This is a genomic window from Nocardioides sp. (assembly GCF_964229035.1).
Classification (GTDB): domain Bacteria; phylum Actinomycetota; class Actinomycetes; order Propionibacteriales; family Nocardioidaceae; genus Nocardioides.
The window spans coordinates 61616-86909 of sequence record NZ_CAXRAZ010000048.1 but is presented as its reverse complement, the minus strand read 5'-3'; the positions used below and the strand labels follow the sequence as shown (position 1 = coordinate 86909).

The following is a 25294-nucleotide window of genomic DNA, read 5'->3' as shown; positions in this document are numbered from 1 at the left end:
GCGGTACTTGTTGGCCTGACGCCACACGGTCTCGGTCTGGGGCTCCACGCCGGCCACCGGCTCCATCCCCACCATTAAGGAACGCTGACTCACGTGGCAGTCGACATCACGACGGACCTGAACATCGTCCGCAACATCGGCATCATGGCGCACATCGACGCCGGCAAGACCACCACCACCGAGCGCATCCTGTTCTACACCGGTATCTCCTACAAGATCGGTGAGGTCCACGACGGTGCGGCCACCATGGACTGGATGGAGCAGGAGCAGGAGCGCGGCATCACGATCACGTCCGCCGCGACGACCTGCTGGTGGAAGAAGCACCAGATCAACATCAGCGACACCCCCGGGCACGTCGACTTCACCGTCGAGGTCGAGCGCTCGCTGCGCGTCCTCGTCGGCGCCGTCGCGGTCTTCGACGGTGTCGCCGGCGTGGAGCCGCAGACGATGACGGTCTGGCGCCAGGCCAACAAGTACTCCGTGCCCCGCATGTGCTTCGTCAACAAGCTCGACCGCACCGGCGCCGACTTCTACCGCGTCGTCGACTCGATCGTCGCCAAGCTGAACTCCACCCCGCTGGTGCTGCAGCTGCCGATCGGCGCCGAGGGCGACTTCATCGGTGTCGTCGACCTCGTCGAGATGAACGCCAAGGTCTGGCGCGGCGAGACCGCCCAGGGCGAGGACTACGTCGTCGAGGAGATCCCCGCCGACATGGCCGACAAGGCCGCGGAGTGGCGCGAGAAGTTCGTCGAGACCCTCGCCGAGGCCGACGACGAGATCATGGAGGTCTACCTCGAGGACGGCGACACCTTCGACGTCCCGACGCTGAAGGCCGCCATCCGTCGCGCCACGCTGGCCGACAAGGTGAACCCGATCCTCACCGGCACCGCGTTCAAGAACAAGGGCGTCCAGCCCCTGCTCGACGCGATCATCGACTACCTGCCCTCCCCGCTCGACGTGGACGCGATCATCGGCCACAAGCCGAACGCGGAGGAGACCCCCGAGAACGAGATCGCCCGCAAGCCCTCGGCCGACGAGCCGCTGGCCGCGCTGGCGTTCAAGATCGCGGCTGACCCGCACCTGGGCAAGCTGACCTTCGTGCGCGTCTACTCGGGCAAGCTCGAGGCCGGCGGCACCGTGCTCAACACGAGCAACGGCCGCAAGGAGCGCATCGGCAAGGTCTACCAGATGCACGCCAACAAGCGTGAGGAGATCGCCTCGGTCGGCGCCGGCCAGATCGTCGCCGTCATGGGCCTCAAGGACACCCGCACGGGTCACACCCTCTCGGACGCCGCGAAGCCCGTCGTCCTGGAGTCGATGACCTTCCCGGCCCCGGTGATCTCGGTCGCCATCGAGCCCAAGACCAAGGCCGACCAGGAGAAGCTGGGCGTCGCCATCGGCCGCCTCGCCGAGGAGGACCCCACCTTCGTCGTCAAGACCGACGAGGAGACCGGCCAGACCATCATCTCCGGCATGGGCGAGCTCCACCTCGAGATCCTCGTCGACCGCATGAAGCGCGAGTTCAAGGTCGAGGCCACCGTCGGCAAGCCGCAGGTCGCGTACCGCGAGACCATCCGCGCCAAGGTCGCGAACCACAGCTACACCCACAAGAAGCAGACCGGTGGTTCGGGTCAGTTCGCGAAGGTGATCATCTCGCTGGAGCCGAACACCGACCCCGAGACCGGTCTCGGTGCGGGCTACGAGTTCGTCAACACCGTCACCGGCGGTCGCGTCCCCCGCGAGTACATCCCCTCGGTCGACAACGGCGGCCAGGAGGCCATGGAGTTCGGCGTCCTCGCCGGCTACCCGATGGTCGACGTGAAGTACTCGCTCGAGGACGGCGCCTACCACGACGTCGACTCCTCCGAGCTCGCCTTCAAGATCGCCAGCATCCAGGCGTTCAAGGAGGCCGCGCGCCAGGCCCGCCCGGTGCTGCTCGAGCCGATGTTCGCCGTCGAGGTGACCACGCCCGAGAACTTCCTGGGCACGGTCATCGGCGACATCAACAGCCGTCGCGGCCAGATCCGCGCACAGGAGGAGCGTCACGGCGACATCGTCGTGTCGGCCCTCGTGCCGCTGTCCGAGATGTTCGGGTACGTTGGCGACCTGAGGTCCAAGACCTCCGGCCAGGCCTCGTACTCGATGGAGTTCGACTCGTACGCCGAGGTTCCCACGAACATCGCCGACGAGATCGTCAAGAAGGCGCGCGGCGAGTAACACGTCCGGGGGCTCCGCCCCCGTGCGCCCCGAGTGATCGGGGACTCGCCGGGTTCCCTCGGCGCACCACCCACTTTGTACGAGTCAAGTAAGAAACCAACCAGGAGGAGCCCCCGTGGCTAAGGCGAAGTTCGAGCGGACCAAGCCGCACGTCAACATCGGCACGATCGGTCACATCGACCACGGCAAGACCACGCTGACTGCAGCGATCTCGAAGGTCCTGCACGACAAGCACCCCGACCTCAACGAGGCCTCGCCGTTCGACCAGATCGACAAGGCTCCCGAGGAGCGTCAGCGCGGCATCACGATCTCGATCGCCCACATCGAGTACCAGACCGAGCAGCGCCACTACGCCCACGTCGACTGCCCCGGTCACGCCGACTACATCAAGAACATGATCACCGGTGCCGCCCAGATGGACGGCGCGATCCTGGTGGTCGCCGCGACCGACGGCCCGATGCCGCAGACCCGCGAGCACGTGCTGCTCGCCCGCCAGGTCGGTGTGCCCGCCCTGGTCGTCGCGCTCAACAAGTGCGACATGGTCGACGACGAGGAGCTCATCGAGCTCGTCGAGATGGAGGTGCGCGAGCTCCTCTCCGAGTACGAGTTCCCGGGCGACGACGTCCCCGTGGTCCGCGTGGCCGCTTTCCCGGCGCTGAACGGCGACGAGAAGTGGGGCGCCTCGGTCGTCGAGCTCATGGACGCCGTGGACTCCTACATCCCGCAGCCCGAGCGTGAGGTCGACAAGCCGTTCCTCATGCCCGTCGAGGACGTCTTCACCATCACCGGTCGCGGCACGGTCATCACCGGCCGTATCGAGCGCGGCATCGTGAAGGTGAACGAGGAGGTCGAGATCATCGGCATCCGCGACACCGCCATCAAGACCACCGTCACCGGTGTCGAGATGTTCCGCAAGCTCCTCGACGAGGGCCAGGCCGGTGAGAACGTCGGTCTGCTCCTGCGCGGCACCAAGCGCGAGGACGTCGAGCGCGGCATGGTCGTCGTGAAGCCCGGCACCACCACCCCGCACACCAACTTCGAGGCGAGCGTCTACATCCTCTCGAAGGAGGAGGGTGGCCGTCACACGCCGTTCTTCAACAACTACCGCCCGCAGTTCTACTTCCGGACCACGGACGTGACCGGCGTCGTGACCCTTCCCGAGGGCACCGAGATGGTCATGCCCGGTGACAACACCGACATGGTCGTCGAGCTGATCCAGCCCATCGCCATGGACGAGGGCCTGAAGTTCGCGATCCGTGAGGGTGGCCGCACCGTCGGCGCCGGCCGGGTCACCAAGATCACCAAGTGACCTCGCGTCACCGCTGATCCCCAGCGAGGGCCCCACCGCTCATCGAGCGGTGGGGCCCTCGTGCATTTCGCCCACCGAGGCCGCTCTCGGGAGAATGGGCGGATGCCCGAGCAGCCCGATGTCGAGGTCGCCGCGACCCGTCCCGCCCGCCCCCACCGCGAGCTCATGGACGACGGTCGCACCCGCCGCGAGGTGCTCACCTACCAGCGGCGCGGCAGCCGACTCACGCCCAAGCTGCAGGCCGCGTGGGACGCCCACGCCGACGCGTGGCTGATCCCCGAGGACGCCGTGGAGGAGCCGGGCTTCGAGTTCGCCGGGTGGTTCGGGCGCGAGGCGCCGCTGGTCGTCGAGATCGGCGGCGGCGTCGGCGAGGCCACCGCGGCGCTGGCGGCGCGTCGTCCGGAGGTGAACGTGCTCTCGCTCGAGGTCTGGCTGCCGGGCGTGGCCGAGAGCATGGCCCGCGTCGCCGCGGCCGGAGCCGCCAACGTCCGCTTCAGCACCGTCGACGCCGTGTGGACCTTCGAGCACCTGCTCGCCCCCGCCAGCATCAGCGAGCTGTGGACCTTCTTCCCCGACCCCTGGCACAAGAAGCGCCACCACAAGCGGCGCCTGGTCACCGCGGCCAACGCCGCCCTCATCGCCTCGCGCCTCGCGCCGGGGGCGTCGTGGCGCCTAGCCACCGACTGGGCCGAGTACGCCGAGCAGATGCGCGAGGTGCTCGACGCCGAGCCACAGCTCGTCGGCGGCATCGTCGAGCGCTGGGAGGAGCGGCCGGTGACCAAGTTCGAGCGCAAGGGCCTGGCCAAGGACCGCACCATCACCGACCTGCGCTACGAACGCGTCACCTGACATTAACGTCGCGCTGCGGCGTGGCGCCCCGCGCGGCCACGGGGCAGGCGTAGTTTCGCGCTCAGTGGCCGGTGGGGAAGCCGGCTGCATCGGGAGGCATCGCGTGCACATCCACGAGAGCGCAACCCGGTCCGTCATCCAGGGATAGGGCCGGGGGCATCCGGCTCGGATGCGCGCGGCCCGGTGAGGTGAACAAGTGGCCACCACCGAAGCGAACGTCAGCGCGCAGTCCCGCCCCGAGGGCGCCGACCAGGTCGGTTCCTCCGCGACTCCGCGACGCACCTACGTGCTCGACACCAGCGTCCTGCTGGCCGATCCGGCGGCGCTCAAGCGCTTCGCCGAGCACGAGGTCGTGCTGCCGGTCGTCGTGATCACCGAGCTCGAGGGCAAGCGGCACCACCCCGAGCTCGGCTACTTCGCGCGCAGCGCCCTGCGCAGCCTCGACGAGCTGCGCGTCAGCCACGGTCGCCTCGACACGCCCGTCCCCGTGGGTGAGGACGGCGGCACCGTGCGCGTCGAGCTCAACCACACCGACGCCTCCTCGCTGCCGTCGGGGTTCCGGCTCGGCGACAACGACACCCGCATCCTCGCGGTGGCGCGCAACCTCGCCGACGAGGGCCACGACGTCGTCCTGGTGTCGAAGGATCTCCCGATGCGCATCAAGGCCTCGGCCGTGGGCCTCGAGGCCGAGGAGTACCGGGGGGAGGCGATCAGCGACTCCGAGGTCGGCTACACCGGCATGGCCGAGCTCGAGGTCGGCGCAGCCGCGCTCGACGAGCTCTACGACGACGGCACCCTCGATCTCGCCGAGGCCCGCGAGCTCCCGTGCCACACCGGCCTCGTGCTGCTCTCCGACCGCGGCACCGCCCTCGGCCGGGTCGGGCCCGACAAGCAGGTGCACCTCGTGCGCGGCGACCGCGACGCCTTCGGCATCCACGGTCGCAGCGCCGAGCAGCGCATCGCTCTCGACCTGCTGCTCGACCCGGAGGTCGGCATCGTCTCGCTCGGCGGTCGGGCGGGCACCGGCAAGTCCGCGCTGGCCCTGTGCGCCGGCCTCGAGGCGGTGATGGAGCGCCAGCAGCACAAGAAGGTCGTGGTGTTCCGTCCGCTGTTCGCCGTGGGCGGCCAGGAGCTCGGCTACCTGCCCGGCTCGGAGTCGGAGAAGATGTCGCCCTGGGGGCAGGCCGTGTTCGACACCCTCGGCGCGCTCACCTCCACCGACGTCGTCGACGAGATTCTCGACCGCGGCATGCTCGAGGTGCTGCCGCTCACCCACATCCGCGGCCGCTCGCTGCACGACTCCTTCGTGATCGTCGACGAGGCGCAGTCGCTCGAGCGCAACGTGCTGCTCACGGTGCTCTCGCGCATCGGCGCCAACTCGAAGGTCGTGCTCACCCACGACGTCGCGCAGCGCGACAACCTGCGGGTGGGCCGCCACGACGGCATCGTGGCGGTGGTCGAGAAGCTCAAGGGGCACCCGCTATTCGCCCACGTCACCCTCACCCGCTCCGAGCGTTCGCCCATCGCCGCGCTCGTCACGGAGATGCTGGAGAGCGTCGTCCTCTGACGCTGACCGATCGCGACCCGACGCACGAATCCTGCCGCCCGCCCCGCCTCTCGCGGGGCGGGCGGCGGTGCGTGGGGCCGACGGCGCTGATGAGGCCAACGTGACCCGTGTGACCGATGAGGCGTGTGATCTGGTGCGAGTTGTGCGGTTCGGTTTGCATGGCCTTCCCGCCTCAGGCATGGTGGTCAGCGGTCGCCCGGGAAGTGACGCCGCTCCAGCCCCGCCACGGTGACCTGACCTGACGTCGACACCCGGGATGAGACCCTTGCCGAAGCACGCCAAGCCGGCGCCGAAGCACCGTGGAGCCCCGAAGCACGCTCACATCGCCGAGGCCCCGCGCAAAGCAGCCCGCAACGTCGTGATCCTCTCCTCGGTGGCCGTGGCCGTCACGGGAGTCTCGGTCGCCGCCGGCCTCGCCGGTCAGGACGCCGGGTCGGCCGTCGCCACCGACGCCACCCGCCCCGACCCCGACGCGCTCGTCGTCGCCGGCTCCATCGCCGCTGCCACGCCGGGTGGTGGCGAGACGTCCTCGAGCCCGGGTGCCTCCGCCGAGCCCGTCGAGGTCGTGGACGACGCCGACACCGCAGGTTCAGCCGACTCGACGCCGAGCCGCGAGCCGATCGTCTCCCGCTCCGACCGCCGCGGCGAGGCCGATCCCCGCAAACTCGCCGCCCTCGCCGAGTCGAAGGCCGCCGCCTTCACCGACGAGCGCACCCTGTCGCAGTCCGACCCCAAGGACATCGCCCGCGCCCTGCTCGGAGAGTTCGGCTTCTCCTCCGACCAGTTCGGCTGCCTCGACTCGCTGTGGACCCGCGAGTCGAACTGGCGCGTCAACGCCGACAACCCCAGCTCCAGCGCCTACGGCATCCCCCAGGCCCTGCCGGGCTCCAAGATGAGCTCGGCCGGCGCCGACTGGGCCACCAACCCCGCCACCCAGATCAAGTGGGGCCTCGGCTACATCCGCGACCGCTACGGCAGCCCCTGCGGCGCCTGGGGCCACTCGCAGGCCCGCGGCTGGTACTGATCTGTTTGGCGCGAGCGTGTCGCCCTGTCGGCCGCTCGCCCGAACCCTCCGGGCCCGGACTCCCGGCCGACGCGCCGTCGGCGCGGGGCGACACGCTGCCGCGCGCAGTCGCCCTCAGCGCAGGCGCGCCAGGATCCAGCGGGTCGCGGGAGGCACGGAGAAGGCGGCCGAGTTCGTCGTCGAGTGGTCGGCGAGCCAGCGCGCGTGGGTCACCGCGACGCCCTGGCGGCGGTAGGTCCGCACGAGCTGCTCGGTGAGTGGGAAGGGGGCGACCGCGTCGAGCAGACCCTCGTCGATGCGCACGGGCACCGGCTGCAGGCGCAGGCGGCGCACGTCGTCGGCGTCCAGCTTCGCGAGGGCGCGGGCGAGGAACTCCTCACCGCGCGGGCCGAGCACCGCGGCGGGCGGCAGGCCGCCCCACGAGTCGGTGCGGGAGAGCTCGTTGAGGCATCGCGTCTCGAGGTCGCCCCACAGCGCTCTGGCGTGCGGGCTCAGGCCCCCGTTTAAGGCCAGGGTCTCGAGCGCGGGATCCTCGGTCGCCTGGCCCTTGAGGATCAGCGCGGCCAGGGCCACCAGGCCGCCGGTGACCGGCGGCAACGCGACGGGCAGGCGCCGGAACAGGCGGATCAAGACGTCCATCTGCGTGACCGGCGTGATCGACTGGACGCCGCGCAGCTCCATGCCGGGCACGGAGGCCTGGCGGACGTCGGCGACGTTGAGGGCGGCCACCCCACCCTCGGAGTGGCCGGAGGCGATCCAGCGGCCGTTGAGGGGGATGAGGTCCCTGGTGGCTCGCACCATGTCGATCATCGAGCGTCCGAGCGAGCCTCCCTGCAGGTAGGGGTGGCCGCCCGGGGTGCCCAACCCCTCGTAGTCCGGCCGAGCGACGGCCACGCCCGCCGCCAGCAGACTCCGCGCGAGATCGTCGCCTTGCTGCATCCGCCGCAGCTCGCTGTGGCCGGGGACGCCCTGCGTGGGGGCGCAGCGGTCGGCGGCCCCCGTCGTCATGTGCCCGTAGACCACCAGCGGCCACCCGTCGGCCGGGGCCGGGCCCGCAGGCACCAGCAGCAGGCCGGTGGCCGGCACGGGCTCGCCCGCGCTGGTCGTCGTCTCGTAGGTGATGACGATCGAGCGCGACGCGCCCGCCACCTGGCTGGTGACACCGGCCGGGCCGGTGGCGAGCACCGCTCCGGGGCGTGCGCCGTCGCGCGCGACGGCCGGCGCCGCGGCGGGGAGGCCCACCGCGGCGATCGAGGCGAGGGCGAGCGCGAGCGCGGTGCCGCGGCGGTTCATCCGAGCGCCCTGGCCGGGTCGGGCGAGAGCAGGGGGCCGAGTCCGATCGCGGCGCTCGGCGTCCTCTCGATGGCGTCGAGCACGTCGGCGAAGAAGGTGGCGACCGGTCGCAGCTGCGCCTGGTCGACCTTGTCGAGAGTGTCGGCGTCGTCGTACATGTAGAGCGGGCCGGCGATCAGGCTGACCACGGGGATCCCGGTGATGAGGGCGAACGACGCATCGGTCGGGATGCCGCCCAGGAAGGCCGGCAGGGTGCCGTTGAGCACCGCGGTGGAGCGCAGGTCGTTGCGCACGAGCGCTCGGGCGAGAGCGAGCTTCAGGGGCAGGTTGAGGTTCTCGAAGATGCCGCGCGGTTCGGTGCGCTCCAGGGTCTGCAGGCTGCCGTCCTTGCCGATCACGGCCCGCTTGCCGACGTGCTCGATCGTGGTGTTGGCGACGATCCGGTAGGGCGTGCGCTTCTCGACCACGTACTTCTTCGCGAAGGCGGTGTGCTGCTGGTATCCGGTGAAGTGGGTGTCGAAGGTGGTGAACATCAGCGTCTTCTCGCGCGGTCGGTACCCGGGCTGCCGGGCCTTCGCGCCGTAGTAGTCGGCCAGCGCGATCACCTCGGCCGTGCCGGTGCCGTCCTCCACCGCGCCCGGGCCCTGGGAGTCGTGGTGCGACTGCACCATCACGGTGTCCTTCGTGCGGCCCTCCAGGAAGCCGACGACCGTGCGGGCCGTAACCGCCTTGCGCTCCACGGTCATCCGCATCGTGGCGACGGGCGTCGTCTGCAGCCGCTGGCGCAGCAGGGCGCCCTCCTTCTTGGTGACCCACACGCCGGGCACGGTCATGGGGGAGCGGCGGTAGAACTCGTTGCGGTAGCGGTTGGAGTCGAAGTAGTCGCTGAGCACCCCGATCACGCCGAGGGCTCCCTTGGCCTGGGCGGCCTTGACCACCGACGCCTGGTTGGTGATGTAGGGGTTGGCGCTCAGCAGGGTGGCCGGGTCGAGCAGGGTGAGCTGCGGGTCCCAGAAGAAGGTCATGAGGGGGATCAGCGCGGCGAGCGGCAGCCGGAACTTCAGGTCGAAGAGCACCCACTTGCCCTTCACGTCGGCGTTGCCGACGCCACCGGCCCCGATGTCGACGACCGGAGCGGTGGCGCCGTCGGGGCCGAGGGTGCGGGTGCTGGGGATGTCGGCGCCCGCGATGAACGAGTGCGTGATCGGGAAGGAGTCGATCACGCGCCCACCGACCTCAAGCGAGGCGCCGGTGGCGTTCCAGTCGTAGGCGGTGGCGGTCTCGTAGTGGACGTCGGTGAGCCCTGCCCTGCGGAACCGATCGGCCACGTACTCGGCCGCCCGCAGGCCGCCGACGGAGCCGGTGCTGCGCGGCGCGAAGCCGACGAGGTCGCGCACGGTGCTCATGATCTGCTCGGTGGAGGCGAGCTCCGGGCGGGTGGGAGGCGCCGATGGCGCTGCGTCCGCGGTCGGGCGGGCGAGCGCGGGGAGGAGGACGGACATCGCCACGGCCGCGGTGAGGACGACGCGGCGCCCGCGGCGGCCCGTCGTCCGGATGCTTCTGAGCATGGGGGCTCCTGACTCGGAATCACTGAGGTACGAGAACGTACTTCATGCGGTGCGAAGGGCGCCAGAGGCTGCGGCATGATGGCGGCGTGCCGCCCGCCGCCCCGATCCCCTCGATCCGCGACGGCGTCTTCTTCACCCATCCGGGGGCGCTGCCCCGCGGCAAGCACCGACTGCCTCGCGAGGAGGTGGTCGCCATCCAGCGCGAGCGGGTGATGATCGCCGCCGTGGAGCTCCTCGCCGCCCACGGCTACCGCGGCACCGCCGCCCGCGACGTGTGCGTGCGTGCAGGCGTCTCGCTCACCGCCTTCTACGAGAACTTCGCCGACCGCGACCAGATGCTGTTCACCGCCTACGACCGGTTCATCGACGTGCTGCTCGCCCGCCTCGTCGGCGTCTCCGGCGCGGGCAGCACCTGGGGGGCGTACGTGGAGGAGGTCATCGGCGCCTACTTCGAGACCCTCGCCTCCGACCTCGTCGTGGCGCGGGCCTTCCAGGTGGAGATGGACGCCATGGGCAGGCCGGCCCGCGCCCGGCGCCGCGCGGCGCTGACCGGTCTCGCCGACCTGCTACGCACCAAGCACCTGGAGTGGGACCCCATGGCGGGCGATCGCATCCCCGCGGCGGCGTACCTGACCGGTGTCTACGGCTCCCGGCAGGCGGCCTCGGACGCCCTCGACGTCGAACCCGCCGACGACGAGGCCACGCGGGCGCGGCTGCGCGTCGTCCAGGGGGATGCGGTGGACTGGGTGACGCGGCTCTTCGGCGACTGAGCGCCCTCGAGCTGCGGATGTCAGCCCAGCTGACCCTTCTGCACCTTGCCCATCGCGTTGCGCGGGAGGCCGGCGACGAAGCGGACCTCGCGCGGTCGCTTGTGGGCGGCCAGCTCCGCGCGCACGTGGGCGATCAGCTCGTCGGCCAGCGCGGGTGCGGCGTCCACCCCCTCCTCGAGGACGACGAACGCCACCACGCGCTGCCCGAGGTCGGCGTCCGGCAGGCCCACGACTGCGCACTCCGCCACGGCCGGGTGCCCGAGCAGCGAGGCCTCGACCTCGCCCGCGCCGATGCGGTAGCCGCCGGACTTGATGAGGTCGACCGAGGCGCGGCCGACGATGCGGTGCAGCCCGGCAGCGTCGATCGTGGCGACGTCGCCGGTGCGGAACCAGCCGTCGTCGGTCCAGCACTCCGCCGTCGCCTCGGGCCGCCCGAGGTAGCCGGCGAAGAGGGTCGGGCCGCGCACCTCCAGGTTGCCGACGCCCTCGCCGTCGCGGGGCACCGGAGCTCCGTCGTCGCCCCGCAGCCGGGTCTCGACACCGCGCACGGGCACGCCCACCACGCCCGGCAGCCGCGGGCCGTCGGCGCGCGCGGCCACGGTGATGAGCGTCTCGCTCATGCCGTAGCGCTCGGCCACCTCGTGGCCGGTGAGCTCGCGCAGTCGCTGGAACACCGGTGCCGGGAGGGCTGCGCTGCCGGAGACGAGGAGGCGGGCCGAGGCGAGCGCGCGGGCGTCGTCCTCGTTGGCGGCGACGCGGCTCCACACGGTGGGCACGCCGAAGAACAGGGTGGCGCCAGCCCGAGCGGCGTCGGCGTAGCGGTCGGGAGTGGGGCGACCGGTGTGCACGAGGGCACTGCCGAGCCGCAGCGGCCCGAGGACACCGAGCACCAGCCCGTGCACGTGGTAGAGCGGCAGGCCGTGGGCGAGGGTGTCCTCGCGCGTCCAGGACCAGGCCTCGGCGAGTGCGTCGAGGCCCGCGGCGATCGCGCGGTGGGGGAGGAGCACGCCCTTCGGCGCACCGGTGGTGCCGGAGGTGTAGAGGATGAGCGCGACGTCGTCCGCGCTCGGGGTGGCTGTGGGTGGGCCGGCGTGAGCGTCGAGGTCGACCGCCACGTGCGGCAGGGCGGCGGGGTCGGCCGGTGCGGCTCCCGCCCAGCAGGTCGCGCCCGAGTCGCTCAGTACGTGCGCGCGTTCGGCCTCGCCCGCATCCGCCGGCACGGGGACGACGGGCACGCCGGCGAGCAGGCCGCCCACCACCGCGACGACCGTGTCGATCGACGCGGTGGCGTGCACGGCGACGGGCGCGCTCGTGGGCAGGCGACGGGCGAGGTCGCTGGCCGCGCCGAGCAGGGCCTCAGGTGCGAGCTCAACGCCATCGACGGTGACGGTGCGCGCGGTGCCCTCGAGCAGGGCGGTGAGGATCTCGCTCATCGGGACCCATCCTCGCGCATCGGCGGCAGGCGTCTCGCGACGCCTGGGTAGCGCCGGGCGGGATCAGGGGCGGGTCATCGCCTCGACGTCGAGGGCGGCGTCCAGCTGCTCGAGGGTGAGCTCGCCGCGCTCGACGAAACCGAGGGCCAGCACGGTCTCGCGGATGGTGGCGCCGTCGGCGAGGGCCTTCTTGGCCACCGTCGCCGCGGCCTCGTAGCCGATGAAGCGGTTGAGGGGGGTGACCACCGACGGCGACGACTCGGCGTAGCGGCGCATCCGCCCGGCGTCGGCGGTGATGCCGTCGACGCAGCGCTCGGCCAGCGTGCGCATCGCGGCGGCCAGCAGCCGGGTCGACTCGAGCACGTTGCGCGCCAGCACGGGCATGGCCACGTTGAGCTCGAAGGCACCCGAGGCGCCCGCGGCGGCGACGGCGGCGTCGTTGCCGATCACCTGCATGCACACCATGAGCGTGGCCTCCGGCAGCACCGGGTTCACCTTGCCGGGCATGATCGACGAGCCGGGCTGCAGGTCGGGCAGGTGGATCTCGGCGAGGCCCGTGGTGGGGCCGGAGCCCATCCAGCGCAGGTCGTTGCAGATCTTGGTCAGCCCCACCGCGAGGGTGCGCAGGGCGCCGGAGAGCTCGACGAGCGAGTCGCGCGTGCCTTGGGCCTCGAAGTGGTTGCGGGCCTCGACGAAGGGTTCGCCGGTGGACGCCGCCAGCGCGTCGATGGCGGCTCGGGCGAACCCGGCAGGCGTGTTGATGCCCGTGCCCACGGCCGTGCCGCCGAGCGGCAGCTCGCGCACCCGCGGCAGCACCGAGACCAGCCGCTCGGCGCCGTAGCGCACGGTGGCCGCGTAGCCGCCGAACTCCTGACCCAGCGTCACCGGCGTGGCGTCCATCAGGTGCGTGCGCCCCGACTTCACCAGGCCCGCGAACTCTGCCGACTTCGCCTCGAGCGAGGAACCGAGCCGGTCGATCGCCGGCAGCAGGTCGCGGACGACGGCCAGGGTCGCCGCCACGTGGATGGCGGTCGGGAAGGTGTCGTTGCTCGACTGGCTGGCGTTCACGTGGTCGTTGGGGTGCACCTCGACCCCCGCTCGCGCGGCCAGGGAGGCGATCACCTCGTTGGCGTTCATGTTCGAGCTCGTGCCCGATCCGGTCTGGAAGACGTCGATCGGGAACTGGCGGTCGTGCTCGCCCGCGGCGATCGAGCGGGCGGCGTCCACGATGGCGGTGGCGAGCTCCTGCGGCAGGACGCCGAGCTCGGCGTTGGCGCGGGCGGCCGCGGCCTTCACCTCGCCGAGGGCGTGGACGAGGGCGGGCTCGATCGGGGTGCCGCTGATCGGGAAGTTTTCGACCGCGCGCTGCGTCTGCGCTCGCCACAGCGCCTCGGCGGGCACGAGGACCTCGCCCATGGAGTCGTGCTCGACGCGGAAACCTTCGGGGACGGCGTGCTCGGTGCTCACGTCTCCACGGTAGCCACGCGCGAGGCTGCCACCCGCGTCTGACTTCTCACGCGACGAGTGGGAATGCGAGGCCGGTCTCGACCCGCCCGGTCCGTCAGTGCAGCCAGCCCTCGGTGCGTGCCAGCAACGCCGCCTTGTAGCGGTTGTCGGCGCCGAGCTTGGCCATCGCGGTCTTCACGTACGACTTCACGGTGTTCTCGACCAGGCCGAGCCGCTCCGCGATCTCGAGGTTGGTCGCTCCCTGCTCGATCAGTCGGAGCACCTCTTGCTCGCGCGGGGTCAGCGGACTCCGGCGCGGCGTCGCGACGGCCTCCGCGCCGGCGCCGCCGTGGAGTCGTGCGAGCACGGTCTCGAGCTGGCGGCGGGTGCTGGGGTCGGTCGTGAGACGGGCGACGTCGCGCAGCTCGCGGAGCAGGTCGCCGTGCTCGAGCTCGGGGGCGGACGCGCGTGCGGCCATGGCGCTCAGCTGCTCCTGCACGGTGAGCGCCGCACTGAGGTCGACCGCCAGCCGGGTGAGCGCGGGCCGCACGGCGTCGATCACCGCCGGCCCGAGGGGCTCGTCTCGTCGTTCGCAGAGGTAGACGATCGCCGACGGAGCCCGACCCGGGAGCCCGACGGGGATGCTGGCCACCGACTGCAGGCCCTCGGGGGCGACCCACCGGTCGTAGCGGTGGGTGATGGAGCGCGAGTGGGGGTAGGCCCGCACGGCGGCGGGACGGCGCGAGGCCAGTGTCTTGCCGCCGAGACCCTCGCCGTGGCGCACGCGCAGGTTCGCCAGCGAGCTCGTGCGGGCGCCGCGCAGCTCGGTGATCGTGAAGTGCTGCTCGCTCGTGACCAGTCCGCCCATGACGACGGGCAGCCCGGTGAGCCGGCGCAGCTCGGTGATCCCGCGCGCGAACGCCGCCTCGGGCGTCACCACCTCCGCCATCGCGCACCTCCTGTGTCGTGAGTCACACGCGCATGATGGCAGGCACTCCCTACCGCGGCGCCACCCTCGAAGGTGGGTGGTGCCCCCGTCGCCGCGACCGCTGTGACGGGGCCCACTTTGGGGGGTGGTCGGCCCCGGGCGGCGTCCCCACACTCGGCGACAGCGTCGGCGCCCGCCCGACGCGGAGAGCTGAGGAGACATGACCAGCAGGTCCGGGTCCACGCCGCCGGGGAAGCAGCCGTCGATGCGACGCGTCGCCACGGCGAGCTGCATCGGCACGACGATCGAGTACTACGACTTCTTCATCTACGGCACGGCTGCCGCGCTCGTCTTCCCGACGATCTTCTTCCCGGCCCTGGGAAGCACGGCCGGCACGGTCGCCTCGTTCGCCACCTTCGCGGTCGCCTTCGGTGCTCGTCCCCTCGGGGCCGTGCTGTTCGGGCACTTCGGCGATCGCATCGGCCGCAAGCGCACCCTCGTGTCCACGCTCCTGCTGATGGGCGTCTCGACCGTGCTGATCGGCCTGCTGCCCGCGGCGGCGGCCATCGGAGTGGTCGCGCCGATCCTGCTGGTCGTCCTCCGCTTCCTGCAGGGCCTCGCGGTGGGCGGGGAATGGGCCGGTGCCAACCTGCTCGCCGCCGAGCACGCCCCGCCCGGGCGCCGCGGCTTCTACGCGGTGTTCCCGCAGCTCGGCCCCGCGATCGCGTTCGCGCTCTCCAGCGCCACCTTCCTGATCTCCGACGTCGCCCTGGGCACCACCGACGAGACCTTCCTGCAGTTCGGGTGGCGGATCCCGTTCGTGCTGAGTGGCGCGCTGGTCGTGGTCGGGCTGTGGATGCGTCTGAGCATCGAGGAGACGCCGGTCTTCCGCGCCGAGCAGAAGGCGGGAACGACCTCCCGCTCCCTGCCGTTCGTCGACGTGCTGCGCGTGCAGTCGCGCGAGGTGCTGCTCGCGGCCGGCCTGATGAGCGTGCTCTTCGGGTTCTTCTACATGGGCACCGCCTACCTCACCGCCTACGGCACCGACCCCGAGGGCGCGGCCCTCGACCGGCGTACGGTGCTGGCCATCGGCATCGTGGCCGCCCTCGTGCTCGCCGTCGCCACGATCGTCGGTGGGCTGTGGTCGGACCGGATCGGACGTCGACGGGTGATCCTCTTCTCCGGTGCACTGGCCCTGGGGTGGTCGCTGGTCCTCTTCCCGCTGCTCGACACGGGGAGCGCGGTCGCTTTCGGCGCGGGCGTGATCGGCACGCTCGGCATCTTCGGCATCGCCTTCGGGCCGGTGGGCGCCTTCCTCCCCGAGCTGTTCCAGACCCGCTTCCGCTACACCGGCGCAGGAGCCGGCTACAACCTCGGCGGCGTCCTCGGCGGTGCTGTGCCGCCGCTGCTCGCCCCGGGACTCATCGAGCGCCACGGCAGCATCGCGGTCGGAGTCATGCTCGCCGTCCTGGCGCTCATCAGCATCGGGTCCACGCTGCTCCTCCGCGAGACCGCCCAGCGCGTCACCCTCGACGACCAGGGCGTGGCCGAGCCGGCCGCGGATTCGGCGCCGGCGTCCCCACTGGTCCCCAGCACCTGAGGCCCGCTGCTGTTCGCGTCGATCCGGTTTCAGAGCGCCCGGAGCAGGTAGCGCTGCACCTTGCCGCTCGGCGTCTTAGGCAGTGCGTCGACGACGTGGATGCGCCGCGGGTAGGCGTGGCGCGAGTAGCCCTCGCGGACGAGCGCCACGAGCTCGGCGTGGAGCTGCGGCGTGTCCTCGGCGCCGTCGGCCAGCACCACGAACGCCTCCACCTGCTCGCCGCGCACCCCCTCGGGGTCGGGGCGTCCGACGACCGCGACGTCGAGCACCGCGGCGTGGGTGATGAGGACGCTCTCGATGTCGAAGGGCCCGATGCGGTAGCCGGCCGCAAGGATCACGTCGTCGTCACGGGCGGCGAAGGTGAAGTAGCCGTCGTCGTCCAGGGAGCCGGTGTCGGCGGTGAGGTACCAGGCGCCGTCGGCGGTGAAGCGCTCCGCCGACTTCTCGGGCTCCCCGTCGTAACCGGTGAACCACAGCAGCGGGCTCTCGGCCACGTCGATGGCGATCTGCCCCGCCACGATGCCGGCCGTGTAGCCGGGCATCGGCAGGCCCATGGAGCCGGGCTTCACCGGCCGCGCGACCTCCGGGTTCCAGCTGTTGCAGATCACCATCCCGAGCTCGGTCTGCCCGTAGTGGTCGCGCACCTCGGTGCCGAGCACCCGCGCCGCCCAGTCGAGCACGTCGGGGGTGAGCGGCTCCCCGGCGGAGGAGGCGCAGCGCAGCGGCAGGTGCTCGACGACGTCGGCCTTGCTGAGCGCGCGGTACATCGTCGGGCTGCCGGCGAAGTTCGTGACCCCGACCGATTCGATCACGGCGACCATCGACTGCGGTGAGAACCCTGCCGCGCACAGCACGTTGGGCCGCCCGGCGACGAGTGGGCCGGCGAGGCCGTAGTAGAGGCCGTAGGCCCAGCCCGGGTCCGCTGCGTTCCAGAAGACGTCGTCCTCGCTCACGTCGAGGCTGTAGTGCAGGTAGGCGTGGAAGGAGGCCAGGGCCCGGCAGGGCACGACCACCGGCTTGGGCTTGCCGGTCGTGCCGCTGGTGAACAGCTGGAGGATGGCGCCCTCGCCGCCGACGGCGACGGTCTCGAGCAGCGGCTGCGCGGCGTCGAGCTCCTCGCTCAGCCCCGGCCCGACCTCCACCACATCGATGGCGGGCACGCCCGCGAGCTTGTGGCGCTGGTCGGGCTCGGTGACCACGAGTCGGGCCGCGGCCCCCTCCACCCGCACGAGGATCGCGCCTTCCTCGAACGCGGTGAAGAGGGGCACGTGGACGGCGCCGAGTCGCCACAGCGCCACGAGCGTCACGGGCAGTTCCGGCCGCTTGCCCATGAGCACGGGCACCCGGTCGCCCCTCCCGACCCCGCGGCTGCGCAGCACCGCTGCCATGCGACGGGAGCGGTCGGCGAGCTCACCGTAGGTCAACCGGCTCACCCGGGACTCGGCGTCGACGACCACGAACGCCGTCGACGCGGGGTCGTGTCGATCGCAGGCCAGTGCGGCGGCGTCGGCATCGGGGTCGCCGTAGGTGGCGAGCCAGCTGTCGATCGCGGGTGCAGGATCGAGCTGGAGGGTCATCGAGAGCTCCTTCGGGGTCGGACGACGGGTCGGACGGACCCGTCGATGCTCCGGCCCCGTCCGGCCCGGTCACCACCTTCGAAGGTGGGTCGGGTGCCGACGCGCGCCCCCGGGTGGCGCTACTGCGCCGAGCGCACCCGGATGCCGCTCAGCGGCACCGTGACCGCACCGCTGGGATCGGTGAAGAAGTCGTTGCCCTTGTCGTCGACGACGATGAAGGCGGGGAAGTCCTCGACCTCGATCTTCCACACCGCCTCCATGCCGAGCTCGGGGTACTCGATGACCTCCTGGCTCTTGATGCAGTCCTGCGCCAAGCGGGCGGCGGGGCCGCCGATGGAGCCGAGGTAGAAGCCGCCGTGGGTGCCGCAGGCGTCGGTGACCTGCTTCGAGCGGTTGCCCTTGGCGAGCATGATCATCGACCCGCCCGCGGCCTGGAACTGCTCGACGTAGGAGTCCATGCGCCCGGCGGTGGTGGGGCCGAAGGAGCCCGACGCCATGCCCTCGGGGGTCTTGGCCGGCCCGGCGTAGTAGACCGGGTGGTTCCTCAGGTACTCCGGCATCGGTTCGCCGGCGTCGAGGCGCTCCTTGATCTTGGCGTGCGCGATGTCGCGGGCCACCACGAGCGGGCCGGTGAGCGAGAGGCGCGTCTTGACGGGGTACTGCGAGAGCTGGGCGAGGATCTCGCTCATCGGCCGGTTGAGGTCGACCTGCACGACCTCGCCGCCGGCGATGGCGTCGGCCACGCCGGCGTCGGGCATGTACTGCGCGGGATCGGTCTCGAGCTGCTCGAGGCAGACGCCCTCGCTGGTGCTCTTGCCCAGCGCCTGGCGGTCGGCCGAGCACGACACGGCGATGGCCACGGGGCAGGACGCTCCGTGGCGGGGCAGGCGGACGACGCGCACGTCGTGGCAGAAGTACTTGCCGCCGAACTGCGCGCCGATACCGAAGCCCTGGGTGAGCTTGAAGACCTGCTCCTCGAGCTCGAGGTCGCGGAAGCCGTGCGCGCTCATCGAACCTGACGTGGGCAGGTTGTCGAGGTAGTGCGCGGAGGCGTACTTGGCGGTCTTGAGGGCGTACTCCGCCGACGTGCCGCCGATGACGATCGCCAGGTGGTAGGGCGGGCACGCGGCCGTGCCGAGCGAGCGGATCTTCTCGTCGAGGAACTCCAGCATGCGCGTGGGGTTCAGCACGGCCTTCGTCTCCTGGTAGAGGACGGACTTGTTGGCCGAGCCGCCGCCCTTGGCCATGAAGAGGAACTTGTACTCCGGTGCCTTGCCCTCGCCGCCGGGGGTCGAGTAGAGCTCGATCTGGGCCGGCAGGTTGGTGCCGGTGTTCTTCTCCTCGTAGGTGGTCAGCGGCGCGAGCTGGCTGTAGCGCAGGTTCAGCTTCGTGTAGGCGTCGTAGACACCGCGGCTGATCCACTCGGCGTCGTCCGCGCCGGTGAGCACGCCCTCGGACTTCTTGCCCATCACGATCGCGGTGCCGGTGTCCTGGCACATCGGCAGCACGCCACCCGCGGAGATGTTGACGTTCTTGAGCAGGTCGAGCGCGACGAAGCGGTCGTTGCCGGAGGCCTCGGGGTCGTCGATGATGCGGCGCAGCTGCGCGAGGTGCGCGGGGCGCAGGAAGTGACTGATGTCGTGCATCGCCTCGGCGGTGAGCCGCTGGATGGCCTCCGGAGCGACCTTCAGGAACGGGCGACCGTCGGGACCCTCGACCGTCTCGACACCCTCGCTGGTGATCAGCCGGTAGGGCGTGTCGTCGTGGGAGGTCGGGAGGAGGTCGGAGTACCGGAACTCTGCGTCAGCCACGAGCACCGAGGGTATCGCCTCGCCCCGCCCCCGGACGCGCCGAGGGGCGGACCCGGACCGGGCCCGCCCCTCGGCGGTGGTGCTGGTGAGCGCGTCGCGCTCGGTGCTGCTCAGCGGGTGGTGGTCACTTCTCCACGATGGTGGAGGCCACGCCCAGCTCGATCACCGCGCCGACCGGCAGGCCGGCCCGCTTGGTGTCGAGGGTGATCTTCAGGGCGGTGATCTTGTTCATGCCGCCCTGGGGGAAGAGCTCCTGCTTGTTGAGCTCGACCTTGCCGAGGCCCGCGACGTCGATCGCGGTGTTCGGGCTGACGTTGATCGGGATGGTGCGACCGGCGATGACGAGCTTCACCAGGTCGAGCTTCACGCCGCCGGTGTAGACGCCGCCCTCGACCTTGCCCTGGGCGGTCACCTTGATCGCGTCGGCGGTGATGAGGCCGCCGAGCAGGTTCAGACCCGCCGTCTGGTTGGTGTTGACCACCTCGACGGGGCCACCGGTGGCCGACGTGCGCGAGGTGGAGGTGGAGGTCAGCGCCTTGACGGTGGCGATGCCCGGGAGGTCGACCGTGGCGGTGCTGTTGGTCAGGGTCTTGCCGCCGCTGGAGAACAGCGGGGTGTTGATGTGGGCGGTCGGGTCGCTGACGACCTCGACGGCGTCGCCGACGTTGGCCTGGATGCGGGTGCTGTAGGCCTCACCGGCCACGCGCTTGCCGGCGGGCTGCGGGTCGGCGGCCTGCGTGGTGTGGAAGAAGGGGTTCAGCAGGATGACAGTGCCGGCCTGGAAGCCGTTGCGCGCCGAGAGCAGCTGGATGCCCAGCGCCCAGCCCTGGGTGGCGGCGTAGCTGGCGTCGCCGTTGTTGAGGACGACGTTCGCGCTCACCGCGGCCACGCCGGGGATGTTGGCGGCGAAGTTCTTCGGGATGTTCAGCGGCAGGTCGAGGCCGAGCACCTTGATGCCGGCGAGCTGCGTGCCGCCGCTGGCGCTCACGCTGCCGTCGGACTTGGCGGTGGTGGTGACGTCGGTGGTGACGGCGTCGATCTTGACCAGGCCGTTGAGCAGGTTGACGCCGAGGGTGCGGGCGTAGGAGCGGATCGCGACGTTGCCGCCGTTGCGCACCGCGGAGGTCTCGGTCTGCACCGCGCCGGCAGTGATGATGCCCTGTGCGTTGACGTTCGCGAGGCGACGGCTGTCGGAGGAGCTCTCGACACCGCCGATGGCCGAGCGGGAGGTCAGGTCGGACTGCACGGTGCGGTCGAGCACGCGCACGAAGGTCGCCCCCGTGGCCGCGCTGTACAGGTAGTTGCTCACCGGAGCGGCCTGCGACGGCGCCGGTACGGCCGTCAGGCCGAGTGTCATCGCCGCGAAGACGGCGAGCGCATAGATCTTGCGCACGAAGACCCCATTCCTCATGTCATTGCTGGTGCCAGGCCCGCAGCGGGTCTGATCGCATGTTGTCGAACGTCACTGAAGCCCCCCTAGGAAAGCACTCGCCCGCTCCGAGAGGAAATGGCGAGGTCTCTCCCGATGAACTTCTTTCTATCGGTTCCTCGTGGCCCGGGTACCCCGAAGCGCCGGGTAGTGACCCGTCTCTCACCCGATTTCTCGGACCTCAGGAGGGCCGCGCTACGGTGAGGACGACCCACGGGAGTCCGCGGCAGCGGGCTGAGAGGGGGCTGAGGCCGCCCCGACCGTCACACCTGATCCGGATCATGCCGGCGAAGGGACGGACCTGATGTCTGCCATCTCCACCTCCACCTCGAGCCTCGACCCGAGGACGCGCACGTCCCCGCTGCCGCGCCTGTTCCTCCTCGCCTCCGGGGACGACGACCTCGCCCTCCTGCCCGACCTGGTGCGACGCGGGGTGCGCGGCGTCCAGGTGCGCGACAAGGGCGCCACCACCCGTGAGCTGGTGGCGCTGACCCGCCGCGTGCGCGAGCTCGTGGACGACGGGACCTGCGTCATCGTCGACGACCGCGTGGACGTCGCGCTGGCCGCGGGCGCGGACGGCGTCCACCTCGGGGCCGACGACCTCGACGTGGTCGACGCCCGGCGCATCGCGCCCGGACTCGTCATCGGTGCCACCTGTCGCGATCGTGCTGCCGTCGAGCGCGCTGCCGCCGCGGGCGCCGACTACGCCGGCTTCGGGCCGATCGCGAGCACGTCGTCCAAGGCGGGGTTGCCGGCGCCGCTCGGGGTGGACGCCGTCCGCGCGGCCGCGGGCGTGCTGCCGCTCATCGCGATCGGCGGGATCGATGCGGCCCTGGCGCGCGCGGTCCGCGCCGCCGGCGCCCACGGTGTGGCCGTGATCGGGGCCGTGTGGCGCCCGCCCGATCCCCTCATCGCCGCGGAGGGCCTGGTGGAAGCGGTCGCCTGATGCGCGTGCGGGTGCTCGGCGCGGGCATCGTCGGCCTCGTCGTCGCCGACGAGCTGGTGCGGCGCGGGCACAGCGTCGAGGTGGTCGACCCCGCACCGGTTTCGGGTGCGAGCTTCGCCGCCGCCGGCATGCTCAGCCCGGCCGCCGAGGTGTGGTGGGGCGAGGAGGAGGTGCTGCGCCTCGGATTCGACTCGCTCGAGCAGTGGCCCGCCCTCGCCGAGCGCTGCGGCGTGCGACTCGACACCGGGGGCACGCTCCTCGTCGGCCACGACGCGGGCGACCTGCAGGAGGTGGCACGGCAGGCCGACCTCCTGGCGCGTCTCGGTCGGGAGGTGGTGCCGCTCGAGCCCCGCGCCCTGCGCGAGCGCGAGCCGGCGCTGGGGCGGGTCGCGGGCGGCGTCCTGCTGCCCGGGGAGGGGAGCGTCGACCCGCGTGCGGTGAGCGCCGCGCTGCTGCACGCCCTCGCCGACCGGGTCGTGCCGGCACCGACCTCGCCGTGCGAGGTGAGCGTGGTGGCCACCGGATCGGCGCTGCCCGAGCCGTGGAGCTCGCTGGTGCGCGGCGTGCGGGGCGAGGTGCTGCGGTTGCGCGGCGACGACGCGCCCCGCGGCGTCGTGCGCGGCTGGGTCGCGGGCGAGCCGATCTACCTGGTGCCCCGCGGCGACGGACGGGTGGTGGTCGGGGCGACGACCGAGGAGCATGCGGGCGGACCGGTCGTGACCGCCGGTGGCGTGGTGCGCCTGCTCGCCGGCGCGCGCACCCTGTGGCCGGCCGCCGACCGCGCCGAGTTCGTGGAGGCGACCGCCCGCGATCGTCCCGCCACGCCCGACGGCCTGCCGCTCGTCGGCCCCAGCGGCGTCGACGGCGTGCTGCTCGCCGCCGGCCACCACCGCCACGGCGTGCTGCTGGCTCCGCTCACCGCCCAGCTCGTGGCCGACCACCTCGAGCACGGCCTCGTCGATCCCGCGCTCGACCCGCGCCGCTTCGCCGCGCACGACCACCCGACCCCCGTAGAGCCGTCCCCCAGTGGAGACGTCCCCCAGTGAAGGGAGCATCCGCGTGACCTCCTCTGTCACGATCACCTGCAACGGAGAGCGCCTCGCTCTGCCGGCCACCGATCCCGCCCTCACGGTCGCGGACCTGCTCGCCCTGCGGCGGGGGGATCCCCGCCCCCACGGCGTCGCCGTGGCCGTGGACGACGAGGTGGTGCCGCGCGCCGACTGGTCGCGCCACCGGCTCGCCGACGGCGCCGTGGTCGAGATCGTGACGGCGGTGCAGGGCGGATGAGCGCGACCATGCCCGCCGTCCTCGGGGGCGGGGAGCCGGCCGGACCGGTGATCGCCGGCGAGCGCCTCGACTCCGCACTGCTGCTCGGCACGGGCGGACTGCCCCATCTGCGCCTGATCGAGCCGTTGCTCGCGGCCACCCGACCGGGTCTGGTCACGGTGTCGGTGCGTCGCACCTCGTCCGTGGCCGACGGGGGGCTCCTGGCGGCGCTGCAGCGCGCCGGGGTGCGGCTGCTGCCCAACACCGCCGGTTGCCTCTCGGCCCGCGAGGCGGTGCTCACCGCCCGCCTGGCTCGCGAGGCGCTGGGCACCGACTGGGTCAAGCTCGAGGTGATCGGCGACGAGCGCTCGCTGATGCCCGACGTGGTGGAGCTGCTCGACGCCGCCGCCACCTTGGTGGCCGACGACTTCACCGTGCTGCCCTACACCACCGACGACCCGGTGGTGGCACGGCGCCTGGTCGACGTCGGGTGTGCCGCGGTGATGCCGCTGGGGTCGCCGATCGGCTCGGGGCTGGGCGTGCTCAACCCGCACGCGGTCGAGGCAGTGCGCGCCGCGGTCGACGTGCCGCTCGTGCTCGACGCCGGCATCGGGACGGCGAGCGACGCCGCGCTGGCCATCGAGCTGGGCTGCGATGCCGTGCTGGCCGCCACCGCGATCACCCGCGCCGCCGATCCGGTCGCCATGGGCCGCGCACTCCGCCTGGCCGTGGACGCCGGACTGCTCGCCCGCTCGGCCGGGCGGGTGCCGCGGCGCGAGCAGGCCCGCGCCTCGAGCCCGCTCGACGGCCTTATCGGGCGGGCGCCGGGGGCAGCGGGGGCAGCGGGGGTGACGGCATGACGACGATCGCGGTGCCGCGCGTCGTCGTGCTGACCGACCGCCGCCAGCTGCCCCCGGGCCGCACCCTCGGCGACCAGCTCGAGCTGCTGGCCGGCACCGGGCTCACCCACGTGCTGCTGCGCGAGCACGACCTCGAGGACGACGACCGTCACCGCCTCGCCGAGCGCGCCCGCTCGGCCGGGCTGGCGGTGTGGGCCGCTCGGCGACCGGTGCCCGCTGCGGCCGGGCTGCACCTCCCGACCTCCGTCCCGAGGCCGGCGGGCGGGCTGCCGTGGGGACGCTCGTGCCACGACCCGGGCGAGGTGGCGCGCGCGGCGGCCGACGGCGCGTCGTGGGTCACCCTCTCGCCGTTCGCCCCCACGGCCAGCAAGCCGGGATACGGGCCGCCGGTGCCGCGCCGGTGGTTCGGCGGGCTCCCGGTGCCCGCGCTCGCGCTGGGCGGCATCGAGGCCCGCAACGCCGGCGACGCGATCGCTGCCGGGGCCCACGGCGTGGCCCTGATGGGCGCCGCCATGCGCGCGCAACGCCCGGCGGGCGTCGTCCGCGCGGTGGTGGAGGCGGTGGCGGAGGCCGTGGCGGAGGCGCAGGCCGTGCAGCGGGCCCGCGCCGCCGCGGTGGGGGAGGGCACGTGAACGCGACGCCGCCGGTGGTGGTGACCATCGCCGGCACCGACTCGGGCGGGGCCGCGGGCGTGGCCGCCGACCTGACCACCTTCGCGGCGCTCGGTGTGCACGGTGCCTGCGTGGTGACGGCCGTGACCGCGCAGGACACCCTCGGCGTGCGGGCGGTGCACCCTGTGCCTCCCGAGGTGGTGGAGGCCCAGCTCGACGCGGTGCTCGAGGACCTCGACCCGGTGGCGGTCAAGACCGGCATGCTCGCCGACCCGGCGATCGTCGCGCTCGTGGCGCGGCGCTGCCGCGACCGGCTGCTCGTGGTCGACCCCGTGCTCGTGGCCACCTCGGGAGCGGTGCTCGCCGGACCGGCCGTCGTGGCCGCCTATCGCGAGCACCTGCTGCCCGTGGCCACGGTCAGCACCCCCAACCCCGACGAGGACGCCGTGCTCGGGCGCGACCACGGCACCCCGGTGCTGCGCACCGGCAGCGGCGCCGCCGACGTGCTGGAACGTCCCGGTCTGGCCCCCCTCGTGCTGCCGCACCGGCGCGTCGACACCACCAACGACCACGGCAGCGGCTGCACGCACTCGGCCGCCCTCGCCGCCCGCCTCGCCCTCGGCGACGACCTGCCCGCCGCGGCACGGCACGCGGCCGCCTTCGTGGGCGAGCGACTCGAACGCGGTCGCACCTGGCGGCTCGGGCGTGGCCGCGGATCGGTGCCGCACGTGCTCTGAACCCTCGCGCCCGCCTCTGGCCTCCCGCCTGCCACCGACCAGTCGTCCCGTCC

At 72.4% G+C, this 25294-nt stretch carries 21 protein-coding genes and 1 riboswitch; of the genes, 13 read left to right on the top strand and 8 right to left on the bottom strand.

Going from position 1 to position 25294, the window contains the following annotated elements; all coding sequences use genetic code 11:
* The first annotated feature begins 93 nt into the window (after positions 1-93).
* From fusA to ACERUN_RS15165, 5 genes are all read left to right on the top strand, one after another.
* Positions 94-2217 carry an elongation factor G gene (fusA, locus tag ACERUN_RS15185; RefSeq protein ID WP_370290872.1) on the top strand — a complete coding sequence of 708 codons (2124 nt, stop codon included), beginning with the start codon at positions 94-96 and terminating at the stop codon, positions 2215-2217.
* A gap of 115 nt (positions 2218-2332) precedes the next feature.
* A complete protein-coding gene (gene tuf, locus ACERUN_RS15180; protein WP_370290871.1) occupies positions 2333-3526 on the top strand; it encodes an elongation factor Tu in 1194 nt (397 codons plus the stop codon).
* 102 nt (positions 3527-3628) lie between these two features.
* Complete coding sequence (gene trmB, locus ACERUN_RS15175; RefSeq protein ID WP_370290870.1) at positions 3629-4375, top strand: tRNA (guanosine(46)-N7)-methyltransferase TrmB; 747 nt, start codon at positions 3629-3631, stop codon at positions 4373-4375.
* A 196-nt stretch (positions 4376-4571) separates the two neighbouring features.
* Positions 4572-5942, top strand: a complete 1371-nt coding sequence (locus ACERUN_RS15170; protein ID WP_370290869.1) for a PhoH family protein — start codon at positions 4572-4574, stop codon at positions 5940-5942.
* Positions 5943-6207: 265 nt separating this feature from the next.
* Positions 6208-6966 carry a lytic transglycosylase domain-containing protein gene (locus ACERUN_RS15165; RefSeq protein WP_370290868.1) on the top strand — a complete coding sequence of 253 codons (759 nt, stop codon included), beginning with the start codon at positions 6208-6210 and terminating at the stop codon, positions 6964-6966.
* A gap of 114 nt (positions 6967-7080) precedes the next feature.
* On the opposite strand, the gene ACERUN_RS15160 is transcribed toward ACERUN_RS15165, so the two are convergent.
* Both ACERUN_RS15160 and ACERUN_RS15155 read right to left on the bottom strand, forming a co-directional pair.
* Positions 7081-8259: a lipase family protein gene (locus ACERUN_RS15160; RefSeq protein WP_370290867.1), complete on the bottom strand. Its 1179-nt coding sequence runs from the start codon at positions 8257-8259 to the stop codon at positions 7081-7083.
* Positions 8256-9827: a M28 family peptidase gene (locus ACERUN_RS15155; RefSeq protein WP_370290866.1), complete on the bottom strand. Its 1572-nt coding sequence runs from the start codon at positions 9825-9827 to the stop codon at positions 8256-8258. Before ACERUN_RS15155 ends, ACERUN_RS15160 begins: the two co-directional genes overlap by 4 nt.
* 86 nt (positions 9828-9913) lie before the next feature.
* Between ACERUN_RS15155 and ACERUN_RS15150 the strand changes: the two genes are divergently transcribed.
* Positions 9914-10597 (top strand): TetR/AcrR family transcriptional regulator, encoded by a 684-nt coding sequence (locus tag ACERUN_RS15150; RefSeq protein ID WP_370290865.1) that lies wholly within the window; start codon positions 9914-9916, stop codon positions 10595-10597.
* A 20-nt stretch (positions 10598-10617) separates the two neighbouring features.
* On the opposite strand, the gene ACERUN_RS15145 is transcribed toward ACERUN_RS15150, so the two are convergent.
* The 3 genes from ACERUN_RS15145 to ACERUN_RS15135 form a co-directional block, all read right to left on the bottom strand.
* Positions 10618-12030 carry an acyl-CoA synthetase gene (locus ACERUN_RS15145; RefSeq protein ID WP_370290864.1) on the bottom strand — a complete coding sequence of 471 codons (1413 nt, stop codon included), beginning with the start codon at positions 12028-12030 and terminating at the stop codon, positions 10618-10620.
* 63 nt (positions 12031-12093) lie between these two features.
* On the bottom strand, positions 12094-13497 hold the full coding sequence (locus ACERUN_RS15140; RefSeq protein WP_370290863.1) for a class II fumarate hydratase: 1404 nt from the start codon (positions 13495-13497) through the stop codon (positions 12094-12096).
* Positions 13498-13591: 94 nt separating this feature from the next.
* The gene (locus tag ACERUN_RS15135; protein WP_370290862.1) at positions 13592-14425 is read right to left on the bottom strand and encodes a response regulator transcription factor; all 834 of its coding nucleotides are present in this window, start codon (positions 14423-14425) and stop codon (positions 13592-13594) included.
* A 244-nt stretch (positions 14426-14669) separates the two neighbouring features.
* On the opposite strand from ACERUN_RS15135, the gene ACERUN_RS15130 reads away from it, so the two are divergent.
* Positions 14670-16004, top strand: a complete 1335-nt coding sequence (locus tag ACERUN_RS15130; protein ID WP_370290861.1) for an MFS transporter — start codon at positions 14670-14672, stop codon at positions 16002-16004.
* A 29-nt stretch (positions 16005-16033) separates the two neighbouring features.
* Here the strand turns inward: ACERUN_RS15130 and ACERUN_RS15125 are convergent, their stop codons facing one another.
* The 3 genes from ACERUN_RS15125 to ACERUN_RS15115 all read right to left on the bottom strand — a co-directional run bounded on the left by ACERUN_RS15125 (position 16034) and on the right by ACERUN_RS15115 (position 20803).
* Positions 16034-17581, bottom strand: a complete 1548-nt coding sequence (locus tag ACERUN_RS15125) for an AMP-binding protein (RefSeq protein WP_370290860.1) — start codon at positions 17579-17581, stop codon at positions 16034-16036.
* Between the two features lie 119 nt (positions 17582-17700).
* A complete protein-coding gene (locus ACERUN_RS15120; RefSeq protein WP_370290859.1) occupies positions 17701-19392 on the bottom strand; it encodes a fumarate hydratase in 1692 nt (563 codons plus the stop codon).
* 124 nt (positions 19393-19516) lie between these two features.
* Positions 19517-20803 carry a choice-of-anchor P family protein gene (locus tag ACERUN_RS15115; RefSeq protein ID WP_370290858.1) on the bottom strand — a complete coding sequence of 429 codons (1287 nt, stop codon included), beginning with the start codon at positions 20801-20803 and terminating at the stop codon, positions 19517-19519.
* Positions 20804-21024: 221 nt separating this feature from the next.
* A riboswitch (TPP riboswitch) is annotated at positions 21025-21135 on the top strand.
* On the opposite strand from ACERUN_RS15115, the gene thiE reads away from it, so the two are divergent.
* The 6 genes from thiE to ACERUN_RS15085 all read left to right on the top strand — a co-directional run bounded on the left by thiE (position 21126) and on the right by ACERUN_RS15085 (position 25241).
* Positions 21126-21767, top strand: a complete 642-nt coding sequence (gene thiE / locus ACERUN_RS15110; RefSeq protein ID WP_370290857.1) for a thiamine phosphate synthase — start codon at positions 21126-21128, stop codon at positions 21765-21767. It overlaps the preceding riboswitch by 10 nt.
* A complete protein-coding gene (locus ACERUN_RS15105) occupies positions 21767-22813 on the top strand; it encodes an FAD-dependent oxidoreductase (protein ID WP_370290856.1) in 1047 nt (348 codons plus the stop codon). The genes thiE and ACERUN_RS15105 overlap by 1 nt, the downstream gene beginning before the upstream one ends.
* 13 nt (positions 22814-22826) lie before the next feature.
* Positions 22827-23054 (top strand): sulfur carrier protein ThiS, encoded by a 228-nt coding sequence (gene thiS, locus ACERUN_RS15100; protein WP_370290855.1) that lies wholly within the window; start codon positions 22827-22829, stop codon positions 23052-23054.
* Positions 23051-23893: a thiazole synthase gene (locus ACERUN_RS15095; protein WP_370290854.1), complete on the top strand. Its 843-nt coding sequence runs from the start codon at positions 23051-23053 to the stop codon at positions 23891-23893. Before thiS ends, ACERUN_RS15095 begins: the two co-directional genes overlap by 4 nt.
* Positions 23890-24525, top strand: a complete 636-nt coding sequence (locus ACERUN_RS15090; RefSeq protein ID WP_370290853.1) for a thiamine phosphate synthase — start codon at positions 23890-23892, stop codon at positions 24523-24525. Before ACERUN_RS15095 ends, ACERUN_RS15090 begins: the two co-directional genes overlap by 4 nt.
* Positions 24522-25241 carry a hydroxymethylpyrimidine/phosphomethylpyrimidine kinase gene (locus ACERUN_RS15085; protein ID WP_370290852.1) on the top strand — a complete coding sequence of 240 codons (720 nt, stop codon included), beginning with the start codon at positions 24522-24524 and terminating at the stop codon, positions 25239-25241. Before ACERUN_RS15090 ends, ACERUN_RS15085 begins: the two co-directional genes overlap by 4 nt.
* Positions 25242-25294 lie beyond the last annotated feature (53 nt).

Excerpts from the sequence above, each read along its gene's own strand:
- ACERUN_RS15130 (WP_370290861.1), top strand. The coding sequence starts at position 14,670 with ATGCGACGCGTCGCCACGGCGAGCTGCATCGGCACGACGATCGAGTAC.
- ACERUN_RS15105 (WP_370290856.1), top strand. The coding sequence starts at position 21,767 with ATGCGCGTGCGGGTGCTCGGCGCGGGCATCGTCGGCCTCGTCGTCGCC.
- trmB (WP_370290870.1), top strand. The coding sequence starts at position 3,629 with ATGCCCGAGCAGCCCGATGTCGAGGTCGCCGCGACCCGTCCCGCCCGC.
- ACERUN_RS15115 (WP_370290858.1), bottom strand. The coding sequence starts at position 20,803 with ATGAGGAATGGGGTCTTCGTGCGCAAGATCTATGCGCTCGCCGTCTTC.
- ACERUN_RS15160 (WP_370290867.1), bottom strand. The coding sequence starts at position 8,259 with ATGAACCGCCGCGGCACCGCGCTCGCGCTCGCCCTCGCCTCGATCGCC.
- thiE (WP_370290857.1), top strand. The coding sequence starts at position 21,126 with ATGTCTGCCATCTCCACCTCCACCTCGAGCCTCGACCCGAGGACGCGC.
- ACERUN_RS15095 (WP_370290854.1), top strand. The coding sequence starts at position 23,051 with ATGAGCGCGACCATGCCCGCCGTCCTCGGGGGCGGGGAGCCGGCCGGA.
- ACERUN_RS15135 (WP_370290862.1), bottom strand. The coding sequence starts at position 14,425 with ATGGCGGAGGTGGTGACGCCCGAGGCGGCGTTCGCGCGCGGGATCACC.
- ACERUN_RS15090 (WP_370290853.1), top strand. The coding sequence starts at position 23,890 with ATGACGACGATCGCGGTGCCGCGCGTCGTCGTGCTGACCGACCGCCGC.
- ACERUN_RS15125 (WP_370290860.1), bottom strand. The coding sequence starts at position 17,581 with ATGACCCTCCAGCTCGATCCTGCACCCGCGATCGACAGCTGGCTCGCC.
- ACERUN_RS15145 (WP_370290864.1), bottom strand. The coding sequence starts at position 12,030 with ATGAGCGAGATCCTCACCGCCCTGCTCGAGGGCACCGCGCGCACCGTC.
- ACERUN_RS15155 (WP_370290866.1), bottom strand. The coding sequence starts at position 9,827 with ATGCTCAGAAGCATCCGGACGACGGGCCGCCGCGGGCGCCGCGTCGTC.